The sequence below is a fragment of the Phytobacter massiliensis JC163 genome (assembly GCF_000321045.1).
GTDB lineage: Bacteria > Pseudomonadota > Gammaproteobacteria > Enterobacterales > Enterobacteriaceae > Phytobacter_A > Phytobacter_A massiliensis.
In genome coordinates this window covers 419068-443729 of the sequence record NZ_HE578948.1, presented here as the reverse complement: position 1 = coordinate 443729, position 24662 = coordinate 419068, and the positions used below count along the sequence as shown (strand labels likewise).

Here is a 24662-nt window from a genome sequence, read left to right as displayed (position 1 = left end):
TTTCAAGTCATTAACAACTTAATTCATTATTTACCCATAAAGTGATGAAATAAATTCAAATAACTTTTCATCTCTTCGACATCTCTATTCCACGCGCTAAAAAGTTAATGCGATAAATATTGAGCCATATCAACTTAATTTCGAATTGTGATTTCCCTCGGGCCTGCGTCGCGGTTTAATAGCGATGATAGAAACCATTCTCATTATCATTGCCTGAATGACGTATCCCGCATTCGCTTGTTGGCTAACCGGTTGGTTTCATGCCCGTCCGGCATGAACAGAACACAAATTTCGATATTAATAAGTAGGCTCTATGCAATTCTCACCTGAAAGCACCTGGAAAATAACGGGTTTTTCAAGCGAAATAAGCCCGGCGTGGCGCCAGAAACTCCTCTCTTTAGGTATGTTGCCTGGCTCATCATTTAGTGTGGTGCGTATCGCGCCCTTAGGCGACCCCATTCATATTGAAACCCGACGCGTTAACCTGGTGTTAAGAAAAAAGGATCTGGCGTTTCTGGAACTGGAAGCCCTTTCCCGTTAATGGTCAGAAAATAAAGAGTAATGCACCATGCAGAAATTAACTGTGGGATTAATTGGTAATCCTAACTCCGGCAAAACAACGTTATTTAACCAGTTGACCGGCGCTCGCCAGCGGGTGGGCAACTGGGCTGGCGTAACGGTTGAGCGTAAAGAGGGGTTATTTGCCACTACCGATCATCAGGTTACGCTGGTTGACCTGCCCGGCACCTATTCGCTAACCACTATCTCCTCGCAGACCTCGCTTGATGAGCAGATCGCCTGCCACTACATCCTCGGCGGCGAAGCCGATGTATTGATTAACGTCGTGGACGCCTCCAACCTTGAGCGCAACCTCTACCTCACGCTGCAACTGCTGGAGCTGGGCATCCCCTGCGTGGTGGCGCTCAACATGCTGGATATCGCGGAAAAACAAAAGGTGCGGATCGATATCGACGCGCTTTCCGCCCGTCTCGGCTGCCCGGTAGTACCGCTGGTATCAACCAAAGGGCGCGGTATTGAAGCCCTGAAAATGGCGCTCGATCGCCATCGCGTCAACAGCGATGTTGAGCGGGTTCATTACCCGCAGCCTCTCGTGGAGGAAGCGGAAAAACTCGCGCAAAGCATGTCTTCGGCAATGTCCGCGCAGCAGCGCCGCTGGCTCGGCCTGCAAATGCTGGAGGGCGATATTTACAGTCGCGCCTACGCCGGGAATGCCGCTCAATATCTGGACGCCTCCCTTGCCCGCCTGAAAGGGGAGATGGACGATCCGGCGCTGCATATCGCTGACGCTCGCTACCAGACTATCGCCGCCGTCTGTGAAGCGGTCAGTAATACCTTAACCGCCGAGTCCAGCCGTTTTACCGCAGCCCTCGATCGTATCATTCTGAACCGCGTGCTTGGCCTGCCGATTTTCCTGTTCGTCATGTACCTGATGTTCCTGCTCGCCATTAACATTGGCGGCGCGCTGTCGCCCATTTTCGACGCGGGCTCGGTGGCGATTTTCGTGCACGGCATTCAGTGGCTTGGCTATACGCTGCACTTCCCGGACTGGCTGACGGTATTTCTCGCGCAGGGGCTCGGCGGCGGTATCAACACCGTGTTACCGCTGGTGCCGCAAATCGGCATGATGTACCTGTTCCTCTCATTCCTGGAGGATTCCGGCTACATGGCGCGGGCCGCGTTCGTGATGGATCGCCTGATGCAGGCGCTCGGTCTGCCGGGTAAATCGTTCGTGCCGCTGATTGTCGGCTTCGGCTGCAACGTGCCCTCCGTCATGGGCGCTCGCACGCTGGATGCGCCGCGCGAACGGCTGATGACCATTATGATGGCGCCGTTTATGTCCTGCGGCGCGCGGCTGGCGATTTTCGCCGTCTTTGCCGCTGCGTTCTTTGGTCAGCAGGGGGCGCTGGCCGTCTTCTCGCTGTACGTGCTGGGCATTGTGATGGCCATTCTGACCGGCCTGATGCTGAAACACACCATTATGCGCGGTGAAGCGTCGCCGTTTATTATGGAACTGCCCGTCTACCACGTACCGCACCTGAAAAGCCTGGTGCTGCAAACCTGGCAGCGCCTGAAAGGCTTCGTACTGCGCGCCGGTAAAGTCATTGTGGTGGTGAGCATTTTCCTCAGCGCCCTCAACAGTTTCTCCCTGAGCGGCAAACCGGTGCACAACATTAACGACTCGGCGCTGGCCTCCGTCAGCCGCGTCTTCACCCCCTTGCTGGAGCCGATTGGCGTTCACGGCGACCACTGGCAGGCCACGGTCGGGCTGTTTACCGGCGCCATGGCGAAAGAGGTCGTTGTGGGTACGCTTAACACCCTCTACACCGCCGAGAATATTCAGGAAGAGGAGTTCAATCCGGCGGAATTTAGCCTGACCGACGAACTGGGCGGCGCGCTGGAAGAGACCTGGAGCAGCCTGAAAGAGACATTCAGCCTGAGCGTGCTGGCGAACCCTATTGAAGCCAGCAAAGGCGATGGCGAAATGGAGACCGGCACCATGGGCGTGATGAGCGAAAAATTCGGCAGCCCGGCCGCAGCCTACAGCTACCTGATTTTCGTTCTGCTCTACATCCCCTGCATTTCGGTAATGGGGGCTATCGCCCGGGAATCCAGCCGCGGATGGATGGGCTTCTCTATTCTGTGGGGGCTCAATATCGCGTATTCGCTTGCCACCCTCTTCTACCAGACAGCAAGCTTTAGCCAGCATCCGGCCTATAGCCTGACCTGCATTCTGGCGGTGATCCTCTTCAACGTGCTGGTTATTGGCGCTCTGCGCCGCGCCAGAAGCCGCGTGGATGTCAACCTGCTGGCAACGCGTAAAACCGTTGCCAGCTGCTGCGACAGCCCCGCTGGCGACTGTCATTAACCGGAGGTAAAGATGGCATCGCTACTGGATATCCGCAATATGCTGGCGCTACAGGGCCGTATGGAGGCCAGCCAGCTGAGCGCCGCGCTACATCTGTCACCCTCGCTGGTAGAGGCGATGCTCCATCGCATGGAGGCAATGGGAAAAGCGGCGCGCGTTGAAGAGGAATTACAGAATTGCCTGACAGGGGAGTGTAAAAACTGCCCCGAAGGGAAAACGGCCTGCCGCCGTGAGTGGTGGACGCTGACAGCGTAAGAAAGCGGATCAGCCGACCCGCTTCACAGGCAATTACTTATAGACATCCGCGGTGGCGTGGATGTCTTTCTCATTTTTCTCGCCGCTGGTCACAACGAAGTAAGTGCCGCCCAGCTCATCCGCTTTTTTCGACAGCTCTTTTTTAGCATCCATCGGCGCGGTGGTGTCTGACGTAGTAATGGTGCCGACTTTCGTCAGATTCATATCTTTCACTTTATCTTTTTCCAGTTCCTGGGCCGCCATAACGCCAAACGACAGGGAACCGATCACCAGAGATGCAACAATACCTGTAACAAGTTTCATACCATGATTCTCCTCAGGTTCTAAAATGTTGTGTCGTTACGGCGCATACGTTCCATAGCGCCGTAACATAATGAGTATTGTTGCAAAACGGCTATTTTTCCAGCCGTGCAATAATTACGCTGGGTGATTAATCGCCGCCAGCGCCTCGCAAAAAGCATCCGGATGGGAGATGAACGGCGCATGGGCCGCTTTGGGGAAAATCACCGATTTACTCTGCGGCCACAGCGAATCCAGCAGGGGAACAATTTTGCGCGGCACCAGCCCGTCAAGATGGCCATAAAGCCGCAAGAACGGCATCTGCAGCGAGCTCAGTGCTGTACGCAGGTCGGCGGTTTTAAGGATCTCCAGCCCGCCGTTCAGCACCTCCGCGCCGGGCATGGGCAGAGAAAGCACCGCCTCTTTAAGCCTGCGGGCATCCTGCCGCGCCGTCTCCGTGCCCAGCGTTTGTAGCGCCAGGAAACGCTCGACCGTGCGCTGAAAATCCTCGCTTAACTGATGCTGAAACCCTGCCAGGACCTCGGGCTTGATGCCCGGCCACGCCTCCTGCGCGCTAAAACAGGGCGATGAGGCGACCGTCACCAGCGCGCTTACGCGGGAAGGGGCGGTTAAGGCGATCTGGCTTGCCACCAGCCCGCCAAGGCTCCAGCCCAGCCACACCGCCCGCTGCGGCGCCTGCGCCAGCACGGTTTGCGCCATCTCTTGCAGGCTCATCGCCGGGAAACCACCGCTGCGCCCGTAGCCCGGCAGATCCACCAGATGCAGTGTAAATTGCGAGCGAAGCTGCGGCACGATGCAATCCCAGACCTGCGCATTCAGCCCCCACCCGTGCAGCAGCACAAGATGACGATCGCCTTCACCTTTGGTTTCCCACCAGATCTCTTTCATCAGTTATTGTTCTCGTTGTTTAAACAGGGAGGTTAACTATGCTAACAGTGCCCGGCTTATGCTGGCTATGCGGAATGCCGCTTGCGCTCTCACGCTGGGGGCTGTGCTCAAGCTGCACGCGGGCTGTCGCCATGCTGGGCATCGTCTGCCCGTGTTGCGCGCTGCCAGCCGCAAGCGCCGCTCTCCCCTGCGGTCGCTGCCTGCGCAAATTACCCGCCTGGCACGCTATGGTTGCCGTCAGCGACTATCGTCCTCCGCTGAGCGGCCTGGTACATCAGTTTAAATTCAGCCGTCGCCCTGAGATGGCCGCGGCTCTGGCGCGGCTTCTGCTGCTGAAAGTGGTCTATACGCGCGCAGCAGGCGTGCTCCCCCGCCCCGATATGATAATTAGCGTACCGCTTTACCGGCGAAGAGCGTGGCGCAGAGGCTACAACCAGAGCGATCTGCTGTGCCGGGAGCTGGCTCGCTGGCTGCGCTGCCGCTATTCACCGTCGGCGATGGTCAGAGTTCGCCCGACGGCTATCCAGCACCACCTCAGTGCGCGGCTACGCAAACGTAACCTGAAAAATGCCTTTCGCCTTGAATTGCCCGTGCAGGGGCTCCATATGGTTATCGTGGATGATGTCGTCACTACCGGTAGCACCGTCGCAGAGATAAGTCAGTTGTTAAAACGCAACGGCGCGGCGTCTGTTCAGGTATGGTGCCTGTGTCGAACCTTGTAGACCCTCGATGATGGGCGTATTATAACCAAGTAAAATAGTCAACTATTAGGCCATTGCTATGATCCGAATCTCCGATGCCGCGCAAGCGCATTTCGCTAAACTGCTGGCAAATCAGGAAGAAGGGACGCAAATCCGCGTGTTTGTGATTAATCCAGGCACGCCGAACGCTGAATGCGGCGTCTCTTATTGCCCGCCAGACGCAGTGGAAGCCACTGACACCGCCCTCAAATTCGAACAGCTGACCGCCTACGTCGATGAGTTAAGCGCCCCGTATCTGGAAGATGCGGAAATCGATTTTGTTACCGACCAGCTCGGCTCCCAGCTCACCCTGAAAGCGCCGAACGCTAAAATGCGTAAAGTGTCCGATGACGCGCCGCTGATGGAGCGCGTTGAGTACCTGCTGCAGTCGCAAATCAACCCGCAGCTTGCCGGTCACGGCGGCCGCGTTACGCTGATGGAAATCACTGACGAAGGCTACGCCATCCTGCAATTTGGCGGCGGCTGCAACGGTTGTTCAATGGTCGACGTGACCCTCAAGGAAGGGATCGAGAAGCAGATGCTGAACGAATTCCCGGAACTGAAAGGGGTGCGCGATTTGACCGAACACCAGCGCGGCGAACACTCTTACTACTGATGTCTCATCACGTTCTCCCGTCAGGGAGAACGTGTTACCCGTATCTTTTTTGTCCTTTTTTGCCCCTCTTTTTCCTCTCATTTCCTGCCTGTTTTTTGACAAGCTTCTCAGATTGCAAATTTAAACCAGGCCGGTGATTCTCTTTTGCCAAATGTTACCCGTATCATCTTGCGCGACGCCAAAATTATAAAAACATCCAGCTATTCTTTTAGACGGCGGATGTAAGCCGGAATTGGCGCCGCAGCGCTCCGTTATGCTCGTTATTAGCGCATCGCAGACGCTGACAGAAAAACGTTACCCATAACAAATTAAGGCCAGGTAAATCATGCCATTAGTCATCGTTGCTATCGGTGTAATCTTGTTGTTGTTATTAATGATCCGCTTCAAATTGAACGGATTTATCGCTCTGATTCTGGTCGCGCTTGCCGTCGGCCTGATGCAGGGCATGCCGCTGGATGCCGTTATTAAATCAATCAAAGCCGGTGTTGGCGGAACCCTTGGCAGCCTTGCGCTGATCATGGGCTTCGGCGCGATGCTGGGTAAAATGCTGGCGGACTGCGGCGGCGCGCAGCGCATCGCCACTACGCTGATTGAAAAATTTGGCGAGAAGCATATTCAGTGGGCCGTGGTACTGACCGGCTTTACCGTTGGTTTCGCCCTGTTCTACGAAGTGGGCTTCGTGCTGCTGCTGCCGCTGGTCTTCACCATCGCCGCTGCCGCGCGCATTCCGCTGCTGTATGTCGGCGTGCCGATGGCGGCCGCGCTCTCTGTGACCCACGGCTTCCTGCCGCCGCACCCCGGTCCGACCGCTATTGCCACCATCTTCCATGCTGATATGGGCAAAACGCTGCTCTACGGTACGCTGCTGGGTATTCCGACCGTTATTCTCGCAGGCCCGGTGTATGCCCGCTTCCTGAAAGGTATCGATAAGCCGATTCCGGAAGGGCTCTACAATAAAAAGACCTTTAGCGAAGAAGAGATGCCGGGCTTTGGCGTGAGCGTCTGGACAGCGCTGGTGCCGGTGATTCTGATGGCCCTGCGCGCCGTTGCTGAAATGCTGCTGCCGAAAGGCCACGCCATTCTGCCTTACGCGGAGTTCTTCGGCGACCCGGTGATGGCAACCATGATCGCGGTGCTGATTGCCGTCTTCACCTTCGGCCTGAACCGTGGCCGTTCTATGGACGACATCAACGACACGCTGGTCAGTTCGATCAAGATTATCGCCATGATGCTGTTGATCATCGGCGGCGGCGGCGCGTTCAAGCAGGTGCTGGTGGATAGCGGCGTGGATAAATATATCGCCTCTCTGATGCATGCAACCAACCTGTCGCCGCTGTTTATGGCCTGGTCAATTGCCGCCGTGCTGCGTATCGCGCTCGGTTCTGCAACCGTCGCGGCAATTACCGCTGGCGGTATCGCCGCCCCGCTGATCGCCACTACCGGCGTAAGCCCGGAACTGATGGTCATCGCCGTGGGCTCCGGCAGCGTGATTTTCTCTCACGTTAACGATCCGGGCTTCTGGCTGTTCAAAGAGTATTTCAACCTGACGATCGGTGAGACCATCAAGTCATGGTCGGCGCTGGAAACAATTATTTCGGTGTGCGGCCTGGTAGGTTGTCTGCTGCTGAATATGGTGATTTAACCCTCAACCCTCACCCCGGCCCTCTCCCTGAAAGGGAGAGGGTGGGATAAACGTCCTTCCTGCACTACTTCTTATTTAACGCCTTTCTTCGCTTATCCAGATCCTTAATCAGCTTATTGACGCCATCGTCGGCGAACATCGCTTCAAGGGAGGTGGAGAGCTTACGCCGCCAGTTTTTATACTGCGAACTGGTGCCTGGCACATTCACCGGTCCGGCCATATTCAGCCAGTCTTCCGGTTGCAGGCCCAGCAGGCCGCTGTTGCTGTCGGCGATATAACGCTGCATGGCGCGGTTGAGCGTGGCGGTCATCGCCATGCGTGAGGCGCTGCGCCCGACCCGTTTTGGCAGGCAGCCGTGCTTGTGCAATGCGTCAAGCAGCCCCTGCTTCGCCCGTTCGCGGTCGGCATACAGCCCACGCAAAATCTCTTCATCCGGATAAAGCCCCAGGGTTTTACCCAGCGTCAGGTCGCCGCTTTCCCAGTAGCCGCGCAGGGTCGGCAGGTCATGGGTGGTGGCAACCGCCATTGACTGCGCGGGGTACTCTTCCGGCGCGCGAAAGCCATTGTGTCCGTCGCCTTCGAAATAGAGCACCTTGTACGAATAGACGCCGCTATCACGCAGTTTACCGACGATCTCTTTCGGCACGGTACCCAGGTCTTCGCCAATCACCATGCATTGATGGCGCTGGCTTTCGAGGGCGAGAATCGACAACAGATCGTCCACCGGATAGTGGACATAAGCCCCCTGATCCGCCGTTTCGCCATAGGGGATCCACCACAGGCGCAGCATCGACATCACATGATCGATTCGCAGCGCGCCGCAGCTTTGCATATTGGCGCGCAGCAGGTCGATGAAAGGCTCATAGGCCCGGGCGGCCATAATATGAGGGTCCATCGGCGGCAGCCCCCAGTTTTGTCCGAGCGGGCCGAGGATATCCGGCGGCGCGCCTACCGAGGCTTTCAGGCAGTACAGCTCGCGGTCGCACCAGGTTTCCGCTCCGCCTTCGGCCACGCCAACCGCCAGGTCGCGGTACAACCCAACAGGCATACCGTAGCCCTGGCTTACCTGCCAGCACTCGGCAAACTGTTTCCAGGCCAGCCACTGCAGCCAAAGGTAAAAATTCACCTCATCGGCATACTCTTCACAAAAGGCCTTAACGTCCGCACTGTCGGTGGACTGATAGCCCTCCGGCCACGCCGGCCAGCCCCAGCGGGAGGCGTCCTGCTGCATCTGGTTGGCGTGCAGCGCGTCGAATGCCGCCTGCCAGTAAAGGCTTTCGCCCTCCTGCTGCACAAAGGCGGTAAATGCGGCGCGGGCTTCATCCTCCGCTTCGCGGGCCGCAAACTGTTTCCAAGCCAGGCGCAGCGCCGCAAGCTTAAGCGTGGTCACGGCGGTATAGTCGACAAACTCCTCCGCCCGCGCTTCATTCAGCGCCTGTTGCGTGGCAGGCAGCTTCCACCACGCCTGCGCCTCTTTGCTTTGGCGGAAATCTTCCACCGCCTGCACATCGATATAAACCACGTTCAGCCAGCGACGGGACGACGGGCTATACGGGCTGGCGCTTTCCGGGCTCGCCGGATAAAGCGCATGGATGGGGTTCAGCCCAATAAACGCGCCGCCGCGGCGGGCCACTTCGCCGAGCATAGCTTTGAGATCGCCAAAATCGCCGATCCCCCAGTTGTTTTCCGAGCGCAGCGTGTAGAGCTGCACGCAGGCGCCCCACAGCTTTTTGCCTGCCAGCAGCGCCTGCGGCTCATAGCAGCGCTTTGGCGCGACAATCAGGCGGCAGTGCCAGCGCCGCTCATCCTGGCGCAGCGTCAGGGTGTGGTAGCCCTGCGGCAGTTTGGTCGGCAGCGTCAGACTTTTGCCGCCCTCTATCTGCCCTTTATGCTGCTGCCCCTCTTCGGTGGTGATGAGCCAGTCGAAGCGCCCCTCGCCTTCAATGGGCAGCTGTTTTCTTTTGCCCTGGGCATACACCAGCACATTCGGCACCGGCGTTACCGCGACGGGCGTCGCGGCAGCGTGGTGCATGGCATCCAGCAAACGCCGTTTGGTATCTGCGCCGATAGACTGCGGTTTGCCATGCGCATTGATGTAATTCGGACTAATGCCCGCCGCCAGCGCGGCGTTGTCGAGACGTTTGCTCACCATAGGCTTCCTTAGCGTTTCGCCTGCCAGATGCGTTGCTGGTAATCGCGGATAGAACGATCCGAGCTGAACATACCGCAGCGTGCGGTGTTGAGGATGGCCGCACGCGTCCAGGCTTCTTCATCACGGTACAGCTCATCGACGCGTCTTTGCGCTTCTACGTAGGCGGCAAAGTCCGCCAGCACCAGGTACGGATCGCCGCCCTGTTTGCCGATGCTGTGCAGCATCTGGTCGAAAGCGTGTTTATCGCCGTCGCTGTATTTCCCGCTCTCCAGCTCTTTGAGCACCGCATCCAGCACGTTGTCTTTTTTACGCCATTTCACCGGGTCGTAGCCTTTGGCTTTCAGCGCCTTCACCTCTTCCACGGTATGGCCGAAGATAAAGATATTCTCATCGCCTACCTGCTCGGCGATCTCCACGTTGGCCCCGTCCAGCGTTCCGACGGTCAGCGCGCCGTTAAGCGCCAGCTTCATATTGCCCGTGCCGGAGGCCTCTTTGCCTGCGGTCGAGATCTGCTCCGAGACATCCGCCGCCGGAATCATCCGCTCGGCCGCCGAGACGCAGTAGTCCGGCAGGAATACCACTTTCAGCTTGTCACCAACCTGCGGGTCGTTGTTAATGACCTCTGCCACTTTATTAATGGCATAGATAATGTTTTTCGCCAGGTAATAACCGGGTGCCGCTTTCGCGCCGAAGAGGAAAACGCGCGGTACGCGGTTCGCCTGCGGGTTCTCGCGGATCTCTTTATAAAGCGCCACGATATGCAGCAGGTTCAGGTGCTGACGCTTGTACTCGTGCAGGCGCTTAATCTGGATATCAAACAGCGCGTGCGGGTTGATCTCAATGCCGGTGCGCGCTTTCACAAACGCCGCCAGCCGCACTTTGTTGTCCTGTTTGATGGCGCGGTATTTGGCGCGGAATTTCGCGTCGTCGGCATACTTTTCCAGATGAATGAGCTGGTCGAGATCGTTGGCCCACTCTTTTTTCAGCGTTTTATCCAGCAGCGCCGCCAGCGCCGGGTTGCACTGCTTGATCCAGCGACGTGGCGTAATGCCGTTGGTCACGTTGTGGAATTTGTTCGGCCAGAGCTGGTGGTACTCCGGGAACAGATCTTTCACCACCAAGTCCGAGTGCAGCGCGGCTACGCCGTTCACCGCAAACCCGCTTACCACGCACAGGTTGGCCATGCGCACCTGTTTGTCATGCACCACCGCCAGCTTCGCCCAGACCTGCTTGTCGCCAGGCCAGGTTTTATCGACCAGGGTTTTGAAACGATCGTTAATCTGTTTGATTAACTGCATATGGCGCGGCAGCAGCGCTTTCACCAGCTTCTCATCCCAGCACTCCAGCGCTTCCGGCATCAGGGTATGGTTGGTGTAGGCGAAGGTCTTGCTGGTGATGGCCCAGGCGTCGTCCCAGCTCAGCTGATGTTCGTCGATCAGGACGCGCAGCATTTCAGGGATGGCGATAGTCGGATGGGTATCGTTAAGCTGAATCACTTCGAAATCCGGCAGTTGGGCAAGAGTACGCCCAGCCAGATGGTGGCGACGCAGAATATCGGCAACCGAGCAGGCGCACTGGAAGTATTGCTGCATTAAACGCAGCTTTTTGCCCGCCTGGTGGTTATCGTTCGGGTAGAGCACTTTGGTCAGTTTTTCGGCGTCGATACCCTGCTGTTCAGCACGCAGGAAGTCGCCGTCGTTGAATTTGGTGAGATCGAACGGATGGGCGTGCGTCGCCTGCCAGAGACGCAGCGGCTGTGTCACCCCGTTACGATAACCTAACACCGGCAGATCCCAGGCTTCGCCCACAATGGTGAACGCAGGCGTCCAGCGCCCCTCCTTGCTTACCTTGCCACCAATGCCCACCTGCACATCAAGCTGTTCGTTATGGTTGAACCACGGATAGGTACGGCGATGCCAGTCGTCCGGCGCCTCTTTCTGATGGCCGTCAACGAAGGACTGACGAAACAGGCCGTACTGGTAATTCAGGCCGTAGCCTGTCGCGGGTTGCCCTACCGTCGCCATAGAATCAAGGAAGCAGGCTGCCAGACGCCCAAGTCCGCCGTTGCCCAGCGCCGGATCGGTCTCCTCTTCCAGCAGGTCGGTAAGATTAAAACCGTACCCCTGCAGCACGTCGCTAACATCTTCATACCAGCCCAGGTTGAGCAGGTTGTTGCCGGTCAGTCGGCCAATGAGAAACTCCATCGAGATGTAGTTTACATGGCGCTGCTGCTGCGCCGGTTTCGCCTGCGGCTGCGCCACCAGCAGTTCCGCCAGTGCGCCGCTTAATGCTTGCCACCACTGACGTGTTGTCATCTCCTGGGCGGCATGCAGACCAAAATGCTGCCACTGACGCGTCAGGGCCGCCTCGAATTGCGCTTTATTAAAAGTGGACTTTGACATAGGGAACTCAGATCCTGTAGGTGAAAAACAACGTTAGCGCTAGTGTGCCCGGCTCACTTAATGACTTCCTCATCCTGCCAGGGATTCACCAGGGAGGAGTAGCGGGGATGAGCGAAAAGTGTGATCGTCGCCACCTAAAACTAGCTGTTTTTTTAAACACGAATCAAGCTGTTGCCAGGTAAATCAGGCAAAAAGGACACGCTCCGCCCACCCGGCTCGCATCTGTGCCTGGCAAGATGATGAAATGCCGTTTCAGGAAAATCAGGAAAGCAGTACCACACGTGTTTTGCGGAAATAATATTTTCTGCCGTTTCTTTTTTCTTTTGCACTATTTGTGCGGTTACTTTCGGTCTTGCTCTGAAATAGTTTTAAGAATGACCTAATGTCGAAATCGCTTTTTTCACCACCGCGCATTTTTATAGCAAACCAGCCTGCATGCCTCATCCCTGCTGGGGTGGCCATTTTCCGACAAATGAAAAAGAAATGTGACATAGTGCAAATTCACAGTCGTCAGAATCGGACATAACTTGCAATACCTCTGAATTTATCCGAATTTATTGTTATTAATTACGAAGCGCAAAAAAATTCTGTCCCTCCTTTTCTCACAGTGAAGTGATAACTATGTTGATTCCGTCAAAATTAAGTCGCCCGGTTCGTCTCGACCATACGGTGGTCCGTGAACGGCTGTTGACTAAACTTTCCGGCGCGAACAATTTTCGGTTGGCGCTGATCACAAGCCCCGCGGGGTACGGCAAAACGACGCTCATTTCCCAGTGGGCTGCGGGGAAAAACGATGTGGGCTGGTTCTCGCTCGACGAAGGAGATAACCAACAGGAGCGCTTCGCCAGCTATTTTATCGCCGCCATCCAGCAGGCCACCGGCGGGCACTGCGTCAGCAGCGAAGTGATGGCGCAAAAGCGCCAGTACGCCAGCCTCTCCTCCCTCTTCGCTCAGCTATTTATTGAGCTGGCGGAGTGGCAACGCCCGCTCTATCTGGTAATCGACGATTACCACCTGATAACGAACCCCGTTATCCACGAAGCAATGCGTTTTTTCTTACGCCATCAGCCAGAAAACCTGACGCTGATTGTGTTGTCCCGCAACCTGCCGCAGTTGGGTATCGCCAACCTGCGCGTGCGCGAACAGCTGCTGGAAATCGGCAGCCATCAGCTGGCATTTACCCATCAGGAAGCGAAACAGTTTTTCGACTGCCGTCTGACCTCCCCCATTGAAGCGGCGGAGAGCGGCCGCCTGTGTGATGACGTGGCGGGCTGGGCGACGGCGCTACAGCTGATCGCCCTTTCCGTGCGCCAGAATCACGGCGCGCCACATCAATCCGCGCGTCGCCTGGCCGGTATCAACGCCACCCACCTTTCTGACTATCTGGTGGATGAGGTACTCAACAACGTTGATGTCGCCACCCGCCACTTCCTGCTGAAAAGCTCGCTGCTGCGCTCAATGAACGACGCGCTGATTGTGCGGGTTACCGGCGAAGAGAACGGCCAGATGCGGCTGGAAGAGATTGAGCGCCAGGGGCTGTTTTTGCAGCGCATGGATGATTCCGGCGAATGGTTCAGCTACCACCCGCTGTTCGGTAACTTTCTGCGCCAGCGCTGCCAGTGGGAGCTGGCCACGGAGCTGCCCGCTATCCATCGCGCGGCGGCGGAGAGCTGGATGGCGCAGGGTTTCCCCAGCGAAGCGATTCACCATGCGCTGGCGGCGGGCGACGGCACTATGCTGCGCGATATTCTGCTCAACCACGCCTGGGGCTTATTCAATCACAGTGAGCTTGGCCTGCTGGAAGCTTCGCTGAAAGCATTGCCGTGGGAGAGCCTGCTGGAAAACCCGCGTCTCGTGCTATTGCAGGCGTGGCTGATGCAGAGCCAGCATCGCTACAGTGAAGTCAATACGCTGCTGGCCCGCGCCGAGCAGGAGATGACCACCGGGATGGACACCTCCCTGCACGGCGACTTTAATGCGTTGCGCGCCCAGGTGGCCATCAACGACGGCGACGCCACCGAAGCCGAGCGGCTGGCGATGGTGGCCCTCGACGAACTGCCCCTTGCCAATTTTTACAGCCGTATCGTCGCCACCTCGGTGCACGGCGAGGTGCTGCACTGCAAAGGCCAACTGACCAATTCGCTGGCGGTAATGCAGCAAACCGAGCAGATGGCGCGCCGCCATGACGTCTGGCATTACGCCCTGTGGAGCCTGATTCAGCAGAGTGAAATTCTTTTCGCTCAGGGCTTTTTGCAGGCGGCCTGGGAGACCCAGGAAAAAGGCTTTACCCTGGTGCGCGAACAGCACCTTGAGCAGCTGCCGATGCATGAGTTTCTGCTGCGCATTCGCGCCCAGCTTCTGTGGGCATGGGCGCGGCTGGACGAGTCCGAAGCGGCGGCCCGCCAGGGAATGGAGGTGCTCGCCTCCTATCAGCCGCAGCAACAGCTGCAGTGCCTGGCGCTGATTATTCAAAACTCGCTGGCGCGGGGCGACCTCGACAATGCCCGCGGGCACCTTCACCGTCTGGAGAACCTGCTGGGCAACGGTCAGTACCACAGCGACTGGGTATCAAACGCCGATAAAGTTCGCGTTATTTACTGGTACATGACGGGGGATAAAAAGTCGGCGGCCCAGTGGTTGCGCCAGACGCCGAAGCCGGAGTTCGCCAATAACCACTTTTTGCAGGGGCAGTGGCGCAATATCGCGCGGGCGCAGATTTTGCTGGGGGATTTCGATCCGGCGGAGATGGTGCTGGAAGAGCTTAATGAGAATGCGCGTAGCCTGCGGCTGATGAGCGATCTCAACCGCAACCTGCTACTGCTCAACCAGCTTTACTGGCAGTCAGGGCGCAAAAACGAAGCGCAGCGTGTCCTGCTGGAAGCGCTGCAGTTGGCTAACCGCACTGGATTCATTAGCCACTTCGTTCTTGAAGGCGAGGCGATGGCACAGCAGCTACGCCAGCTTATCCAGCTCAACACGCTGCCCGAGCTTGATCAGCATCGCGCCCAGCGCATCCTGCGCGATATTAATCAGCATCACCGGCATAAATTCGCCCATTTTGATGAGAACTTTGTTGAACGCCTGCTCAACCACCCGGAAGTGCCGGAACTTATCCGTACCAGCCCGCTCACGCAGCGGGAGTGGCAGGTGCTGGGGCTTATCTACTCCGGCTACAGCAACGAACAGATCGCCGGCGAGCTGGCAGTGGCGGCCACCACCATCAAGACGCATATTCGTAACCTGTATCAGAAGCTGGGGGTGGCCCACCGTCAGGATGCGGTACTACACGCCCAGCAGCTACTGAAAATGATGGGGTACGGGGTTTAAAACAACCTCCCCCTAATTCATCAGCACAGCTCAAGCTGAATATTGTTATTCACAATCACCTGCATCACTCCGCTGGGCGGCATGATATCGGTATAGACCACGTCCACCATGCTGATGCTGCCCATATTGACCATCGCGTTGCGCCCATACTTGGAGTGGTCTACCACCAGCATGACGTGGCGCGAGTTCTCGATAATCGCGCGCTTGGTGCGCACTTCGTGGTAGTCAAACTCCAGCAACGAGCCGTCTGAATCGATGCCGCTGATCCCCAGAATGCCGAAGTCCAGACGGAACTGGGAGATAAAATCCAGCGTGGCTTCGCCAACGATGCCGCCATCGCGGCTGCGCAGTTCCCCGCCCGCCAGAATCACCCGGAAATCGTCCTTTTTCAGCAGCGTATTGGCGACGTTCAGGTTGTTGGTGACTACCCGCAGATCGCTGTGGTCGAGCAGCGCATGGGCCACCGCTTCCGGCGTGGTGCCGATATCAATAAACAGCGTCGCGCCGTTAGGGATCTGGCTGGCGACTTTACGGGCAATACGCTCTTTTTCCGCGGTCTGCGTCGCTTTGCGATCGTGCCAGGGGGTGTTAACCGAGCTGGATGGCAGCGCCGCGCCGCCATGGTGGCGCAGAATTTTATTTTGATCGGCCAGATCGTTCAGATCGCGGCGAATGGTTTGCGGGCTGACGGCGAACTGCTCGACCAGCTCCTCGGTACTGACATAGCCCTGCAGCTTAACGAGTTCAATGATCGCATCATGACGTTGTGTTTGTTTCATGCCGTGTCTCTGGAATTTATGTTCGTTTTCGCGCATTTTGCGAGTCAACCACCGCCATCGCGAGCCCAATCACCAGCCCGGCGGTGTGCGCGCCGGTGGCGCTATTGCTTGCCAGCGCGCCAAACCATTCGGCGGCAAGGAGCACCATGGTAAAAATAGCCAGCCCACGCGGCAGCCAGACCGGACGGGCCGGGTCCCACTCTCCACGCAGCCATACGTAGCCGATCAGCGCATACACTACGCCTGATAATCCGCCGAACCACGGCCCCGCCAGTTTATATTGCAGGAACCCGCTCAGTAACGCGCTTATCAGCGTGATGACCAGCAGCTTGCCGCCGCCTAAGCGCTTCTCCACCATGCCGCCAAGATACCACCACCAGAAGAGGTTAAAGATGATATGAACCAGCGAAAAGTGCATAAGCGCGTGGCTGAAATAACGCCATGCTTCAAACTGGACTGACGCGTCGTAAGGCCAGGCCAGCCATAGCAGAACGGGCTCTCTGCCAACGGTGTAAATGAGTAAAAAGACAATAACGCAAAGGACGAATACAGAGAGCGTAATCGGGCCGCCACGCTCCCTCAGCGCGGCGCGCAGCGGAAAACGGCGATAGTGCAGGCCGCTGCCCACCTGGCCCGACTGCCAGCTAGCCGCGGAGTAGCGCGGGTGACCGGGGTTTTCCAGAAAACGCGCCAGTTCCGCTTTTACCCGCTCAGCGTGGCTCTCATCCGCCAGCCAGACGTCGCTTTGCGCGTGGTGTTGAATGGTCAGAATAATGCCCTGAGTTTGCATATAGTCGACAAACGCCTGGGCGACGCGCGGATTGGCAAAAGAAGTAATCATCAACATGGCAGGCGGTCGCTTTGTCCCTGGAAAAGAGCACAGTATAGCGGCAGATCCCGCACAGCCTAAAGCGATCCCTGCGCCACTTCCGCGGGAAAATGGCGGTGCCAGGCGTCAAAACCGCCATCAACGCTATAAACCGCCTCATAACCCTGCTGCAGAAGGTACTGCGCCGCGCCTTTACTGCTGTTGCCGTGATAGCACATCACCATCACCGGCGTCTCAAAATCGGTCTCACGCATAAAGGTGCCGAGGGTGTCATTGGTCAGGTGGAACGCGCCCGGCGTATGCCCAATGGCATAACTTTGCGGATCGCGGATATCCACCAGCACCGCCTGCTGTAACTGTAATTTCTGGTGGGCTTCTTCAACATTAATGCAAACAAACTGATCCATGATCTTCTCTTCTGGTGGTAGCGGACAGAGACGTTAGTTTACGTCCTTCCGCTCTCCAAACGCCATTATGTTATGTGTATCACTCTAAATTGTTTTTTTGATGTTACCAAAAGCGCGTTCCTTTGCTATTATGAGCGATATCGAACATTTTTGAGCTTTAACGAAAGTGCGTGAGGGCAGCATGGAAACCAAAGATCTGATCGTTATTGGCGGGGGCATCAACGGTGCCGGTATTGCGGCTGACGCTGCCGGGCGAGGTTTATCCGTGCTGATGCTGGAGGCCCAGGATTTAGCAAGCGCGACGTCCAGCGCCAGCTCTAAGCTCATCCACGGCGGCCTGCGTTACCTTGAACACTACGAATTCCGGCTGGTGAGCGAAGCATTGGCCGAGCGCGAAGTGCTGCTGAAAATGGCACCGCATATCGCCTTCCCGATGCGCTTTCGTCTGCCGCATCGCCCTCATTTACGTCCGGCGTGGATGATCCGTATCGGTCTGTTTATGTACGATCACCTGGGTAAGCGCACCAGTTTACCCGGATCGCGCGGGTTGCGTTTTGGCTCAGAATCGGTGCTCAAGCCGGAGATCGTGCGCGGTTTCGAATATTCTGACTGCTGGGTAGACGATGCGCGGCTGGTGCTGGCCAACGCGCAGATGGTAGTTAAAAAGGGCGGCGAGGTAAAAACCCGTACCCGCGCTACCTCAGCGAAACGGGAAAACGGGCTGTGGATCGTTGAAGCGGAAGATATCGATACCGGCGAGACGTTCCGCTGGCAGGCGCGGGGTCTGGTCAACGCCACCGGTCCATGGGTAAAAGAGTTCTTCGATGACGGCATGCATCTGCCGTCGCCTTACGGCATCCGTCTGATTAAAGGCAGCCATATTGTCGTGCCGCGGGTTCACACGCAGAAGCAGGCATATATCCTGCAAAACGAAGATAAGCGCATCGTCTTTGTGATTCCGTGGATGGATGAGTTCTCGATCATCGGCACCACCGACGTGGAGTACAACGGCGATCCGAAACAGGTGGCAATCGACGAAAACGAAATTAATTACCTGTTGAACGTCTACAACGCGCACTTTAAAAAGCCGCTTTCTCGTGACGATATCGTCTGGACCTACTCCGGCGTTCGCCCGCTGTGTGACGATGAGTCCGATTCGCCGCAGGCCATCACCCGCGACTACACCCTGGACATTCACGATCAGGATGGCAAAGCGCCGCTGCTGTCGGTATTTGGCGGTAAGCTCACCACCTATCGCAAACTGGCCGAGCACGCGATGGAGAAGCTGTCTGGTTACTATCAGGGCATTGGCCCGGCATGGACCAAAGAGGGCGTGCTGCCCGGCGGTAATATTCAGGGCGACCGCGACGACTACGCCGCCAGCCTGCGCCGCCGCTATCCGTTTATCACCGAATCGCTGGCGCGTCGTTACGCCCGCACTTACGGTAGCAACAGCGAACGCATTCTGGGTGAGGCGAAAACTCTCGACCAGCTTGGGGAGCATTTTGGTCACGAGCTGTATGAAGCAGAGCTGCGCTATCTGGTAGAACATGAGTGGGTGCGCCGCGTCGACGACGCGCTCTGGCGCCGTACCAAGCTGGGCATGTGGCTGACGGCGGAGGAGCAGTCCCGCGTGGCGCAATGGCTGACCCGCCATAATAAGACGGAACTGTCGCTGGCGTCGTGATAGCACAGCGCGCGAACGCTCCCCTCACCCTAACCCTCTCCCCGAAGGGGCGAGGGGACCGATCCTCCGCGCCAGAACATCTCAAGAAAGATACCCAGCTCTACCGTATCGTCCGGTAATGTCTATTCCAGTCGACACATCCCCTATTCCTCCGCCTCATACAGCGGTGAATACCCCACATCTTTCACCAGCGCCTGCCCCTGTGGGCTTAAGAACCAGTCGACGATCTGTTGCGTTTTCGCGTTAGGGTCCTGGCGCGTCACCATATAGACATCCACCGTATAGGGGTAAAGGCCGTTGCGGATATTGCCGACCGTGGGCGCAATGCCCTCGATAGCCAGCAGCTTGATATCTTTATTCGTGTTCATCTTTGTCGCGTAATAACGGAAGGTGTAACCAATCGCGCTCTTCGTGTTTTGGTATTCCGCTACCTGGCATATCACGCCGCCCATGCCGCCCGCCACTTCGGTCTCTTGCGGCGGTAGCATCGGCGTATCCTTCATCACCTTCGCCAGCATGGTGGTCTGGCTGCCGGAATCGGCCGGCCGCTGCCAGACTTCAATATCCCTGTTTTGTCCGCCGACGCTGTCCCAATTGACGATCCTGCCGCTAAAAATATCCCGCACCTGCTGCTGCGTCAGGGAATTTACCGGGTTATCAACATGAGTAATAAAGACAAACGCCTCCCGGGCGAAGGGGGTATAGGTGAGCGCCACCCCGGCCTCGCGGGCGCGTTTTTTCTGCCCTGCGGAAGGCTGTGCGACAAAAATAATATCGGCTTTATCGGCGATAATGTTGTTATAGGCTTCCAGCGTGCGTGACCGCGCGAGGCAGCACTTACGTGTTTCATCAAAAGACATGTCATACGGCAGCGTGTTCAGCGCGTAAAATGCCGATGCGTAGAGCGGGTAAGCGGCGGTCGCGCCATCCCAGCGCGGCCAGGGCTCGCTAAATTTAAACGGCGGCTCGCCGCGCAGGGCCGTGAGCTTATTGCCTTTAAAATCAGGGATATAATCCGCATAATCAAAGTTTTCATTATGCGTTTTACCCCACTCCTGGTGAACAAACTTGTCCGCCCGCACTTTTACCTGCCAGCAGGCAACTAAAATTAACCCCAGCATCAGCAGCGCCATGATATTGCGCAGCCGGATGCTATTGCGCGCATCGGGAAAATGACGGTTACGCCAGTAACAGCCGAGGGTAAAGCACACCTGTGCCCCCACAGGAATAAGCGCCATTGCCCACAGCCAGCCGGATATCAGTGCGATAAAGACGATGCCGCCCCAGGGCAGCTCCATCAGAGCCAGATTCACGTAATTTTCGTCGCTGAAGCTATAGCCGCTAAGGTGTAGCGTCACGATCCAGCCTGCCAGTACCAGCAGCGCAGGCAGCAGCAGCAGGCACTGGCGGAGAGCGTTGTTCTCCGCAGGCCGGGTAAAGTGCGCCAGCAGCCAGCCCAGCGCGAACATCATGCCGCCATTTGATACATAAAGAATGGCTATCAGCATGTTTTCGATGAGAGGTGAATACGAGGTATCCACAAGGCGCAAGAGATCTTTCCCAAACCCGAAACTCAGTAATCCTGTAAACGCCACGGCGTGCGCCAGAAACGGCACGCCAAGCCACGCCAGTAAAAGCGATCTTACCCACCACCAGAATGTCATATCCCTGACCCTTATCCATTTTGTCGCCGCAGTATACGGCGCGCGGCGGCAGGTTTATCCCCCACAATATCTGAAAAGCGGTGTTTTATGACATAAAAAAACGGAGCCAGGCGGCTCCGTTGAGGACAGCAGCGTGGACGTTACAGCCGCACCGGGCTGATATGCCAGATATTGTCGGCATACTCCTGAATGGTCCTGTCGGAGGAAAAATAGCCCATGTTAGCGATGTTATGCATCGCTTTAGTGGTCCACTCTTCCGGCGTCAGGTACAGCTGGTCAACCTTATCCTGGCAGTCGACATAGCTACGGTAGTCCGCCAGCACCTGGTAGTGATCGCCAAAGTTAATCAGCAAATCCACCAGATCGCGGTAGCGGGTCGGTTCGTCAGGGCTGAACAGACCGGTGGCGATTTGCGTCAGTACCTGATGCAGCTCTTCGTCCTTCTCGTAGTATTCACGCGGCTTGTAGCCCTGGCGGCGCAGCGCCTCAACTTCCTCCGCCGTGTTGCCGAAAATAAAGATATTCTCGTCACCCACATGCTCCAGCATCTCGACGTTAGCGCCATCCAGCGTACCGATGGTCAGCGCGCCGTTGAGGGCAAATTTCATGTTGCTGGTGCCGGACGCTTCCGTGCCCGCCAGCGAAATCTGCTCGGAGAGGTCTGCCGCCGGAATAATCACCTGCGCCAGACTCACGCTGTAGTTCGGGATAAAGACCACTTTCAGCTTGTCGCCAATCTGCGGATCGTTATTGATAACCGCCGCCACATCGTTGATAAGATGAATAATGTGCTTCGCCATATAGTAGGCAGAGGCCGCCTTCCCGGCGAAGATGTTCACCCGCGGCACCCACTGCGCCTTCGGGTCAGCCTTAATGCGGTTATAACGGGTGATCACGTGCAGGACGTTCATCAACTGGCGCTTGTATTCGTGGATGCGCTTGATCTGCACGTCAAACAGCGCCTTCGGATTGACCACCACGTTCAACTGCTGGGCGATGATGGTCGCCAGCCGTTTTTTGTTCTCCAGCTTCGCCTGACGAACGGCCAGGTTTACCAGCGGGTAATCGACATGCTGCTCCAGCTCGGCAAGCTGGCTCAGATCGGTACGCCAGGTACGGCCAATGTGCTCATCCAGCACCTCAGACAGCGGCGGGTTGGCCAGCGCCAGCCAGCGACGCGGCGTCACGCCGTTGGTGACGTTGGTAAAGCGCATCGGGAAGATTTTGGCGAAATCGGCGAACAAAGACTGCACCATCAGGTTGGAGTGCAGTTCAGACACGCCGTTAACTTTATGGCTCGCCACTACCGCCAGCCAGGCCATCCGTACACGGCGCCCGTTGGACTCGTCGATAATGGAGGAGCGGCTCAGCAGGCCGGTATCTTCCGGATACTGCTCCTGAATGGTTTTCAGGAAGTAGTCGTTAATTTCAAAAATGATTTGCAGATGGCGCGGCAGGATTTTGCCCAGCATATCGACCGGCCAGGTCTCCAGCGCTTCGCTCATCAGCGTATGGTTGGTGTAGGAGAAGACCTGACAGGTGACTTCAAAGGCCTCATCCCAGGAGAATTTATGCTCATCGATCAGCAGGCGCATCAGCTCCGGGATCGACAGTACCGGGTGCGTGTCATTGAGGTGAATAGCAATCTTATCCGCCAGGTTGCTGTAGGTTTTGTGCAGCATATAGTGACGGTTAAGGATGTCCTGAATGGTCGCGGAAACAAGGAAGTACTCCTGACGCAGGCGCAGCTCGCGGCCTGAGTAGGTGGAGTCGTCAGGATAGAGCACGCGCGATACGTTTTCGGAGTGGTTTTTATCCTCTACCGCCGCGAAGTAATCGCCCTGATTGAATTTACCGAGGTTGATTTCGCTACTGGCCTGGGCGTTCCACAGGCGCAGCGTGTTGGTGGCGTCGGTATCATAGCCGGGAATTATCTGGTCATAGGCAACGGCGAGAATCTCTTCCGTCTCCAGCCAGCGGGATTTTTTCCCTTCCTGCTGCACGCGGCCGCCAAAGCGGACGGTGTAGCGGGTATTGTGGCGCTTGAACTCCCACGGGTTACCGTACTCCAGCCAGTAATCAGGGGACTCTTTCTGCCGCCCGTCGACAATGTTCTGTTTGAACATGCCATAGTCATAGCGAATACCGTAGCCGCGCCCCGGCAGCCCCAGGGTGGCAAGGGAGTCAAGGAAGCAGGCAGCAAGACGCCCCAAGCCGCCGTTGCCGAGGCCGGGGTCGTTCTCTTCGTCGATCAACTCTTCCAGATCCAGTCCCATCTCTTCCAGCGCGTTTTTCACGTCGTCGTAAATACCCAACGAGAGCAGCGCGTTAGAGAGCGTGCGGCCAATCAGGAACTCCATCGACAGGTAATAGACCTGCCGCGTTTCCTGAGAAAGCTGGGCACGGTTGGAACGCAGCCAGCGCTCCACCAGCCGGTCACGCACGGCAAACAGCGTCGCGTTAAGCCATTCATGCTTATTGGCAATGACCGGATCTTTGCCGATCGTAAACATCAGCTTATAAGCAATTGAATGTTTTAATGCCTCGACGCTTAGAGTGGGCGATGCATAGGTAAATGGTGCATTCATATAAGTGATTCCTGGAAGGCTATTTCAACCGATTGTAAAGGTCGCGGTACGACTGCGCGGCGACCTGCCAGCTAAAATCCATGCCCATCGCCTGACGCTGAACAAAGCGCCACAGTGAAGGACGGGACCACAACACGAAAGCACGCCGAATCGCTCTAAGCAGCGACCAGGCATTACTGTCTTCAAATACAAAACCCGTGGCGATTCCATCTGCCAGATTCTCCAGTGAGCTGTCGGTCACCGTATCCGCCAGCCCGCCCGTACGGCGAACTAACGGCAGGGTGCCGTACTTAAGTCCATAAAGTTGCGTTAACCCGCAGGGTTCAAAGCGGCTCGGAACCAGAATAACGTCCGCGCCGCCCATGATCCGATGGGAAAACGCTTCGTGATAACCGATTTGTACACCCACCTGGCCGGGGTGTTCTGCCGCTGCCGCCAGGAACCCTTCCTGCAGCACCGGATACCCCGCGCCAAGCAGCGCCAGTTGCCCGCCCTGCTCCAGTAAGCCGGGCAGCGCTTCCAGCACTAAATCCAGCCCCTTCTGGCTGGTTAAACGACTCACCACCGCGAACAGCGGCACTTTGTCGTTCACTTTCAGCCCCATCGCCACCTGCAGCTGACGCTTGTTTTCCGCCTTCTCTTCCAGCGTGTCCCGCGTGTAGCGCGACGTCAGCAGCAGGTCTGTCGCCGGGTCCCAAATCTTTTCATCCACGCCGTTGAGAATACCGGAAAGCCGCCCTTCCGAATGGCGCTGGCGCAGCAACCCTTCCATACCATACGCATATTGCGGTTCGGTGATCTCGCGGGCGTAAGTCGGACTGACTGCCGTAATGTGGTCGGCGTAGTAAAGGCCAGCCTTCAGGAACGAAATCTGGCCGTTAAACTCCAGCCCGTTCATGTCAAAGAAGGACCAGGGGAGGTCGATGTCGTTCATGTGTTGCGCATAAAACATACCCTGATAGGCGAGATTATGCACGGTAAATACTGATTTAGCCGGACGGCCCCGCGCGGCAAGGTAGGCAGGCGCAAGGCCCGCATGCCAGTCATGCGCGTGCACAATATCCGGCCGCCAGAACGGGTCCAGCCCGCTGGCCATCTCCGCCCCTACCCAGCCCAGCAGCGCAAAGCGCAGCACGTTGTCGGTATAGGCAAAAAGGTTCGTATCATGGTAGGGGCTGCCGGGACGATCGTAGAGATGCGGCGCATCGATCAGATAGATCCCCACCCCGTTGAAATGCCCGAACAGTAAAGAGACAGAACCGGCAAACGTTTCCCGGCGAGAGACGACTTTTGCATCGGTCACCCCCCGGCGAATATCAGGAAACGCGGGCAGCAGTACGCGTGTATCGACCCCATCGGCAATTTGCGCCGCAGGCAATGCGCCAATAACATCTGCCAGACCGCCGGTCTTAAGCAACGGAAACATCTCAGAACATACATGTAAAACCTGCATTATCGCTCCTGTCAAAACCGCTAACATTTTCCAGGCTCTAGCGGGA

18 protein-coding genes are annotated in these 24662 nt (G+C 56.9%); 8 read left to right on the top strand and 10 right to left on the bottom strand.

Going from position 1 to position 24662, the window contains the following annotated elements; genetic code table 11:
- The first annotated feature begins 313 nt into the window (after nt 1–313).
- Genes feoA through feoC form a run of 3 tightly spaced genes read left to right on the top strand, consistent with a single transcriptional unit; the run spans nt 314 to nt 3142 of the window.
- The gene (gene feoA / locus ENTHG_RS19435; RefSeq protein ID WP_044183672.1) at nt 314–541 is read left to right on the top strand and encodes a ferrous iron transporter A; all 228 of its coding nucleotides are present in this window, start codon (nt 314–316) and stop codon (nt 539–541) included.
- A gap of 27 nt (nt 542–568) precedes the next feature.
- Entirely contained in the window at nt 569–2887 is a 2319-nt protein-coding gene (gene feoB, locus ENTHG_RS19430) for a Fe(2+) transporter permease subunit FeoB (RefSeq protein WP_044183669.1), read from the top strand.
- 12 nt (nt 2888–2899) lie between these two features.
- Nucleotides 2900–3142, top strand: a complete 243-nt coding sequence (feoC, locus tag ENTHG_RS19425; protein ID WP_044183666.1) for a [Fe-S]-dependent transcriptional repressor FeoC — start codon at nt 2900–2902, stop codon at nt 3140–3142.
- Between the two features lie 33 nt (nt 3143–3175).
- On the opposite strand, the gene ENTHG_RS19420 is transcribed toward feoC, so the two are convergent.
- Together ENTHG_RS19420 and bioH are read right to left on the bottom strand one after the other, a co-directional pair.
- Entirely contained in the window at nt 3176–3445 is a 270-nt protein-coding gene (locus tag ENTHG_RS19420) for a YdgH/BhsA/McbA-like domain containing protein (RefSeq protein WP_044183663.1), read from the bottom strand.
- Nucleotides 3446–3559: 114 nt separating this feature from the next.
- On the bottom strand, nt 3560–4330 hold the full coding sequence (gene bioH, locus ENTHG_RS19415) for a pimeloyl-ACP methyl ester esterase BioH (RefSeq protein ID WP_044183661.1): 771 nt from the start codon (nt 4328–4330) through the stop codon (nt 3560–3562).
- Nucleotides 4331–4368: 38 nt separating this feature from the next.
- Between bioH and gntX the strand changes: the two genes are divergently transcribed.
- The 3 genes from gntX to gntT all read left to right on the top strand — a co-directional run bounded on the left by gntX (nt 4369) and on the right by gntT (nt 7328).
- Nucleotides 4369–5052: a DNA utilization protein GntX gene (gntX, locus tag ENTHG_RS19410; RefSeq protein WP_044183657.1), complete on the top strand. Its 684-nt coding sequence runs from the start codon at nt 4369–4371 to the stop codon at nt 5050–5052.
- 58 nt (nt 5053–5110) lie between these two features.
- Nucleotides 5111–5686 (top strand): Fe-S biogenesis protein NfuA, encoded by a 576-nt coding sequence (nfuA, locus tag ENTHG_RS19405; RefSeq protein WP_044183654.1) that lies wholly within the window; start codon nt 5111–5113, stop codon nt 5684–5686.
- Between the two features lie 325 nt (nt 5687–6011).
- Complete coding sequence (gene gntT / locus ENTHG_RS19400; RefSeq protein ID WP_044183649.1) at nt 6012–7328, top strand: gluconate transporter; 1317 nt, start codon at nt 6012–6014, stop codon at nt 7326–7328.
- A gap of 64 nt (nt 7329–7392) precedes the next feature.
- Here gntT and malQ read toward each other — a convergent pair whose 3' ends face one another.
- Together malQ and malP are read right to left on the bottom strand one after the other, a co-directional pair.
- Nucleotides 7393–9480 carry a 4-alpha-glucanotransferase gene (malQ, locus tag ENTHG_RS19395; protein WP_044183646.1) on the bottom strand — a complete coding sequence of 696 codons (2088 nt, stop codon included), beginning with the start codon at nt 9478–9480 and terminating at the stop codon, nt 7393–7395.
- Nucleotides 9481–9488: 8 nt separating this feature from the next.
- Nucleotides 9489–11882: a maltodextrin phosphorylase gene (gene malP / locus ENTHG_RS19390; protein WP_044183643.1), complete on the bottom strand. Its 2394-nt coding sequence runs from the start codon at nt 11880–11882 to the stop codon at nt 9489–9491.
- A 621-nt stretch (nt 11883–12503) separates the two neighbouring features.
- Here malP and malT point away from each other — a divergent pair.
- Complete coding sequence (gene malT / locus ENTHG_RS19385; RefSeq protein WP_044183640.1) at nt 12504–15209, top strand: HTH-type transcriptional regulator MalT; 2706 nt, start codon at nt 12504–12506, stop codon at nt 15207–15209.
- Between the two features lie 20 nt (nt 15210–15229).
- Here the strand turns inward: malT and ENTHG_RS19380 are convergent, their stop codons facing one another.
- From ENTHG_RS19380 to glpE, 3 genes are read right to left on the bottom strand one after another with little or no spacing between them, the layout of a single operon-like run.
- The gene (locus ENTHG_RS19380; protein ID WP_044184028.1) at nt 15230–15988 is read right to left on the bottom strand and encodes a DeoR/GlpR family transcriptional regulator; all 759 of its coding nucleotides are present in this window, start codon (nt 15986–15988) and stop codon (nt 15230–15232) included.
- A 16-nt stretch (nt 15989–16004) separates the two neighbouring features.
- Nucleotides 16005–16835: a rhomboid family intramembrane serine protease GlpG gene (glpG, locus tag ENTHG_RS19375; protein WP_044183637.1), complete on the bottom strand. Its 831-nt coding sequence runs from the start codon at nt 16833–16835 to the stop codon at nt 16005–16007.
- Between the two features lie 59 nt (nt 16836–16894).
- Nucleotides 16895–17224, bottom strand: coding sequence for a thiosulfate sulfurtransferase GlpE (glpE, locus tag ENTHG_RS19370; RefSeq protein WP_044183634.1), 330 nt, complete (start codon nt 17222–17224; stop codon nt 16895–16897).
- Between the two features lie 181 nt (nt 17225–17405).
- Between glpE and glpD the strand changes: the two genes are divergently transcribed.
- Complete coding sequence (gene glpD / locus ENTHG_RS19365) at nt 17406–18911, top strand: glycerol-3-phosphate dehydrogenase (protein WP_044183631.1); 1506 nt, start codon at nt 17406–17408, stop codon at nt 18909–18911.
- Nucleotides 18912–19054: 143 nt separating this feature from the next.
- On the opposite strand, the gene ENTHG_RS19360 is transcribed toward glpD, so the two are convergent.
- From ENTHG_RS19360 to glgA, 3 genes are all read right to left on the bottom strand, one after another.
- Nucleotides 19055–20575 carry a PstS family phosphate ABC transporter substrate-binding protein gene (locus tag ENTHG_RS19360; RefSeq protein WP_044183628.1) on the bottom strand — a complete coding sequence of 507 codons (1521 nt, stop codon included), beginning with the start codon at nt 20573–20575 and terminating at the stop codon, nt 19055–19057.
- Nucleotides 20576–20715: 140 nt separating this feature from the next.
- Nucleotides 20716–23163 (bottom strand): glycogen phosphorylase, encoded by a 2448-nt coding sequence (gene glgP, locus ENTHG_RS19355; RefSeq protein WP_044183626.1) that lies wholly within the window; start codon nt 23161–23163, stop codon nt 20716–20718.
- 19 nt (nt 23164–23182) lie between these two features.
- On the bottom strand, nt 23183–24616 hold the full coding sequence (glgA, locus tag ENTHG_RS19350; RefSeq protein WP_044183623.1) for a glycogen synthase GlgA: 1434 nt from the start codon (nt 24614–24616) through the stop codon (nt 23183–23185).
- Nucleotides 24617–24662: the final 46 nt, after the last annotated feature.

Bases quoted from the DNA above. Each gene is read 5' to 3' on its own strand.
- feoA (WP_044183672.1), top strand. From the start codon at position 314: ATGCAATTCTCACCTGAAAGCACCTGGAAAATAACGGGTTTTTCAAGC.
- feoB (WP_044183669.1), top strand. From the start codon at position 569: ATGCAGAAATTAACTGTGGGATTAATTGGTAATCCTAACTCCGGCAAA.
- feoC (WP_044183666.1), top strand. From the start codon at position 2,900: ATGGCATCGCTACTGGATATCCGCAATATGCTGGCGCTACAGGGCCGT.
- ENTHG_RS19420 (WP_044183663.1), bottom strand. From the start codon at position 3,445: ATGAAACTTGTTACAGGTATTGTTGCATCTCTGGTGATCGGTTCCCTG.
- bioH (WP_044183661.1), bottom strand. From the start codon at position 4,330: ATGAAAGAGATCTGGTGGGAAACCAAAGGTGAAGGCGATCGTCATCTT.
- gntX (WP_044183657.1), top strand. From the start codon at position 4,369: ATGCTAACAGTGCCCGGCTTATGCTGGCTATGCGGAATGCCGCTTGCG.
- nfuA (WP_044183654.1), top strand. From the start codon at position 5,111: ATGATCCGAATCTCCGATGCCGCGCAAGCGCATTTCGCTAAACTGCTG.
- gntT (WP_044183649.1), top strand. From the start codon at position 6,012: ATGCCATTAGTCATCGTTGCTATCGGTGTAATCTTGTTGTTGTTATTA.
- malQ (WP_044183646.1), bottom strand. From the start codon at position 9,480: ATGGTGAGCAAACGTCTCGACAACGCCGCGCTGGCGGCGGGCATTAGT.
- malP (WP_044183643.1), bottom strand. From the start codon at position 11,882: ATGTCAAAGTCCACTTTTAATAAAGCGCAATTCGAGGCGGCCCTGACG.
- malT (WP_044183640.1), top strand. From the start codon at position 12,504: ATGTTGATTCCGTCAAAATTAAGTCGCCCGGTTCGTCTCGACCATACG.
- ENTHG_RS19380 (WP_044184028.1), bottom strand. From the start codon at position 15,988: ATGAAACAAACACAACGTCATGATGCGATCATTGAACTCGTTAAGCTG.
- glpG (WP_044183637.1), bottom strand. From the start codon at position 16,835: ATGTTGATGATTACTTCTTTTGCCAATCCGCGCGTCGCCCAGGCGTTT.
- glpE (WP_044183634.1), bottom strand. From the start codon at position 17,224: ATGGATCAGTTTGTTTGCATTAATGTTGAAGAAGCCCACCAGAAATTA.
- glpD (WP_044183631.1), top strand. From the start codon at position 17,406: ATGGAAACCAAAGATCTGATCGTTATTGGCGGGGGCATCAACGGTGCC.
- ENTHG_RS19360 (WP_044183628.1), bottom strand. From the start codon at position 20,575: ATGACATTCTGGTGGTGGGTAAGATCGCTTTTACTGGCGTGGCTTGGC.
- glgP (WP_044183626.1), bottom strand. From the start codon at position 23,163: ATGAATGCACCATTTACCTATGCATCGCCCACTCTAAGCGTCGAGGCA.
- glgA (WP_044183623.1), bottom strand. From the start codon at position 24,616: ATGCAGGTTTTACATGTATGTTCTGAGATGTTTCCGTTGCTTAAGACC.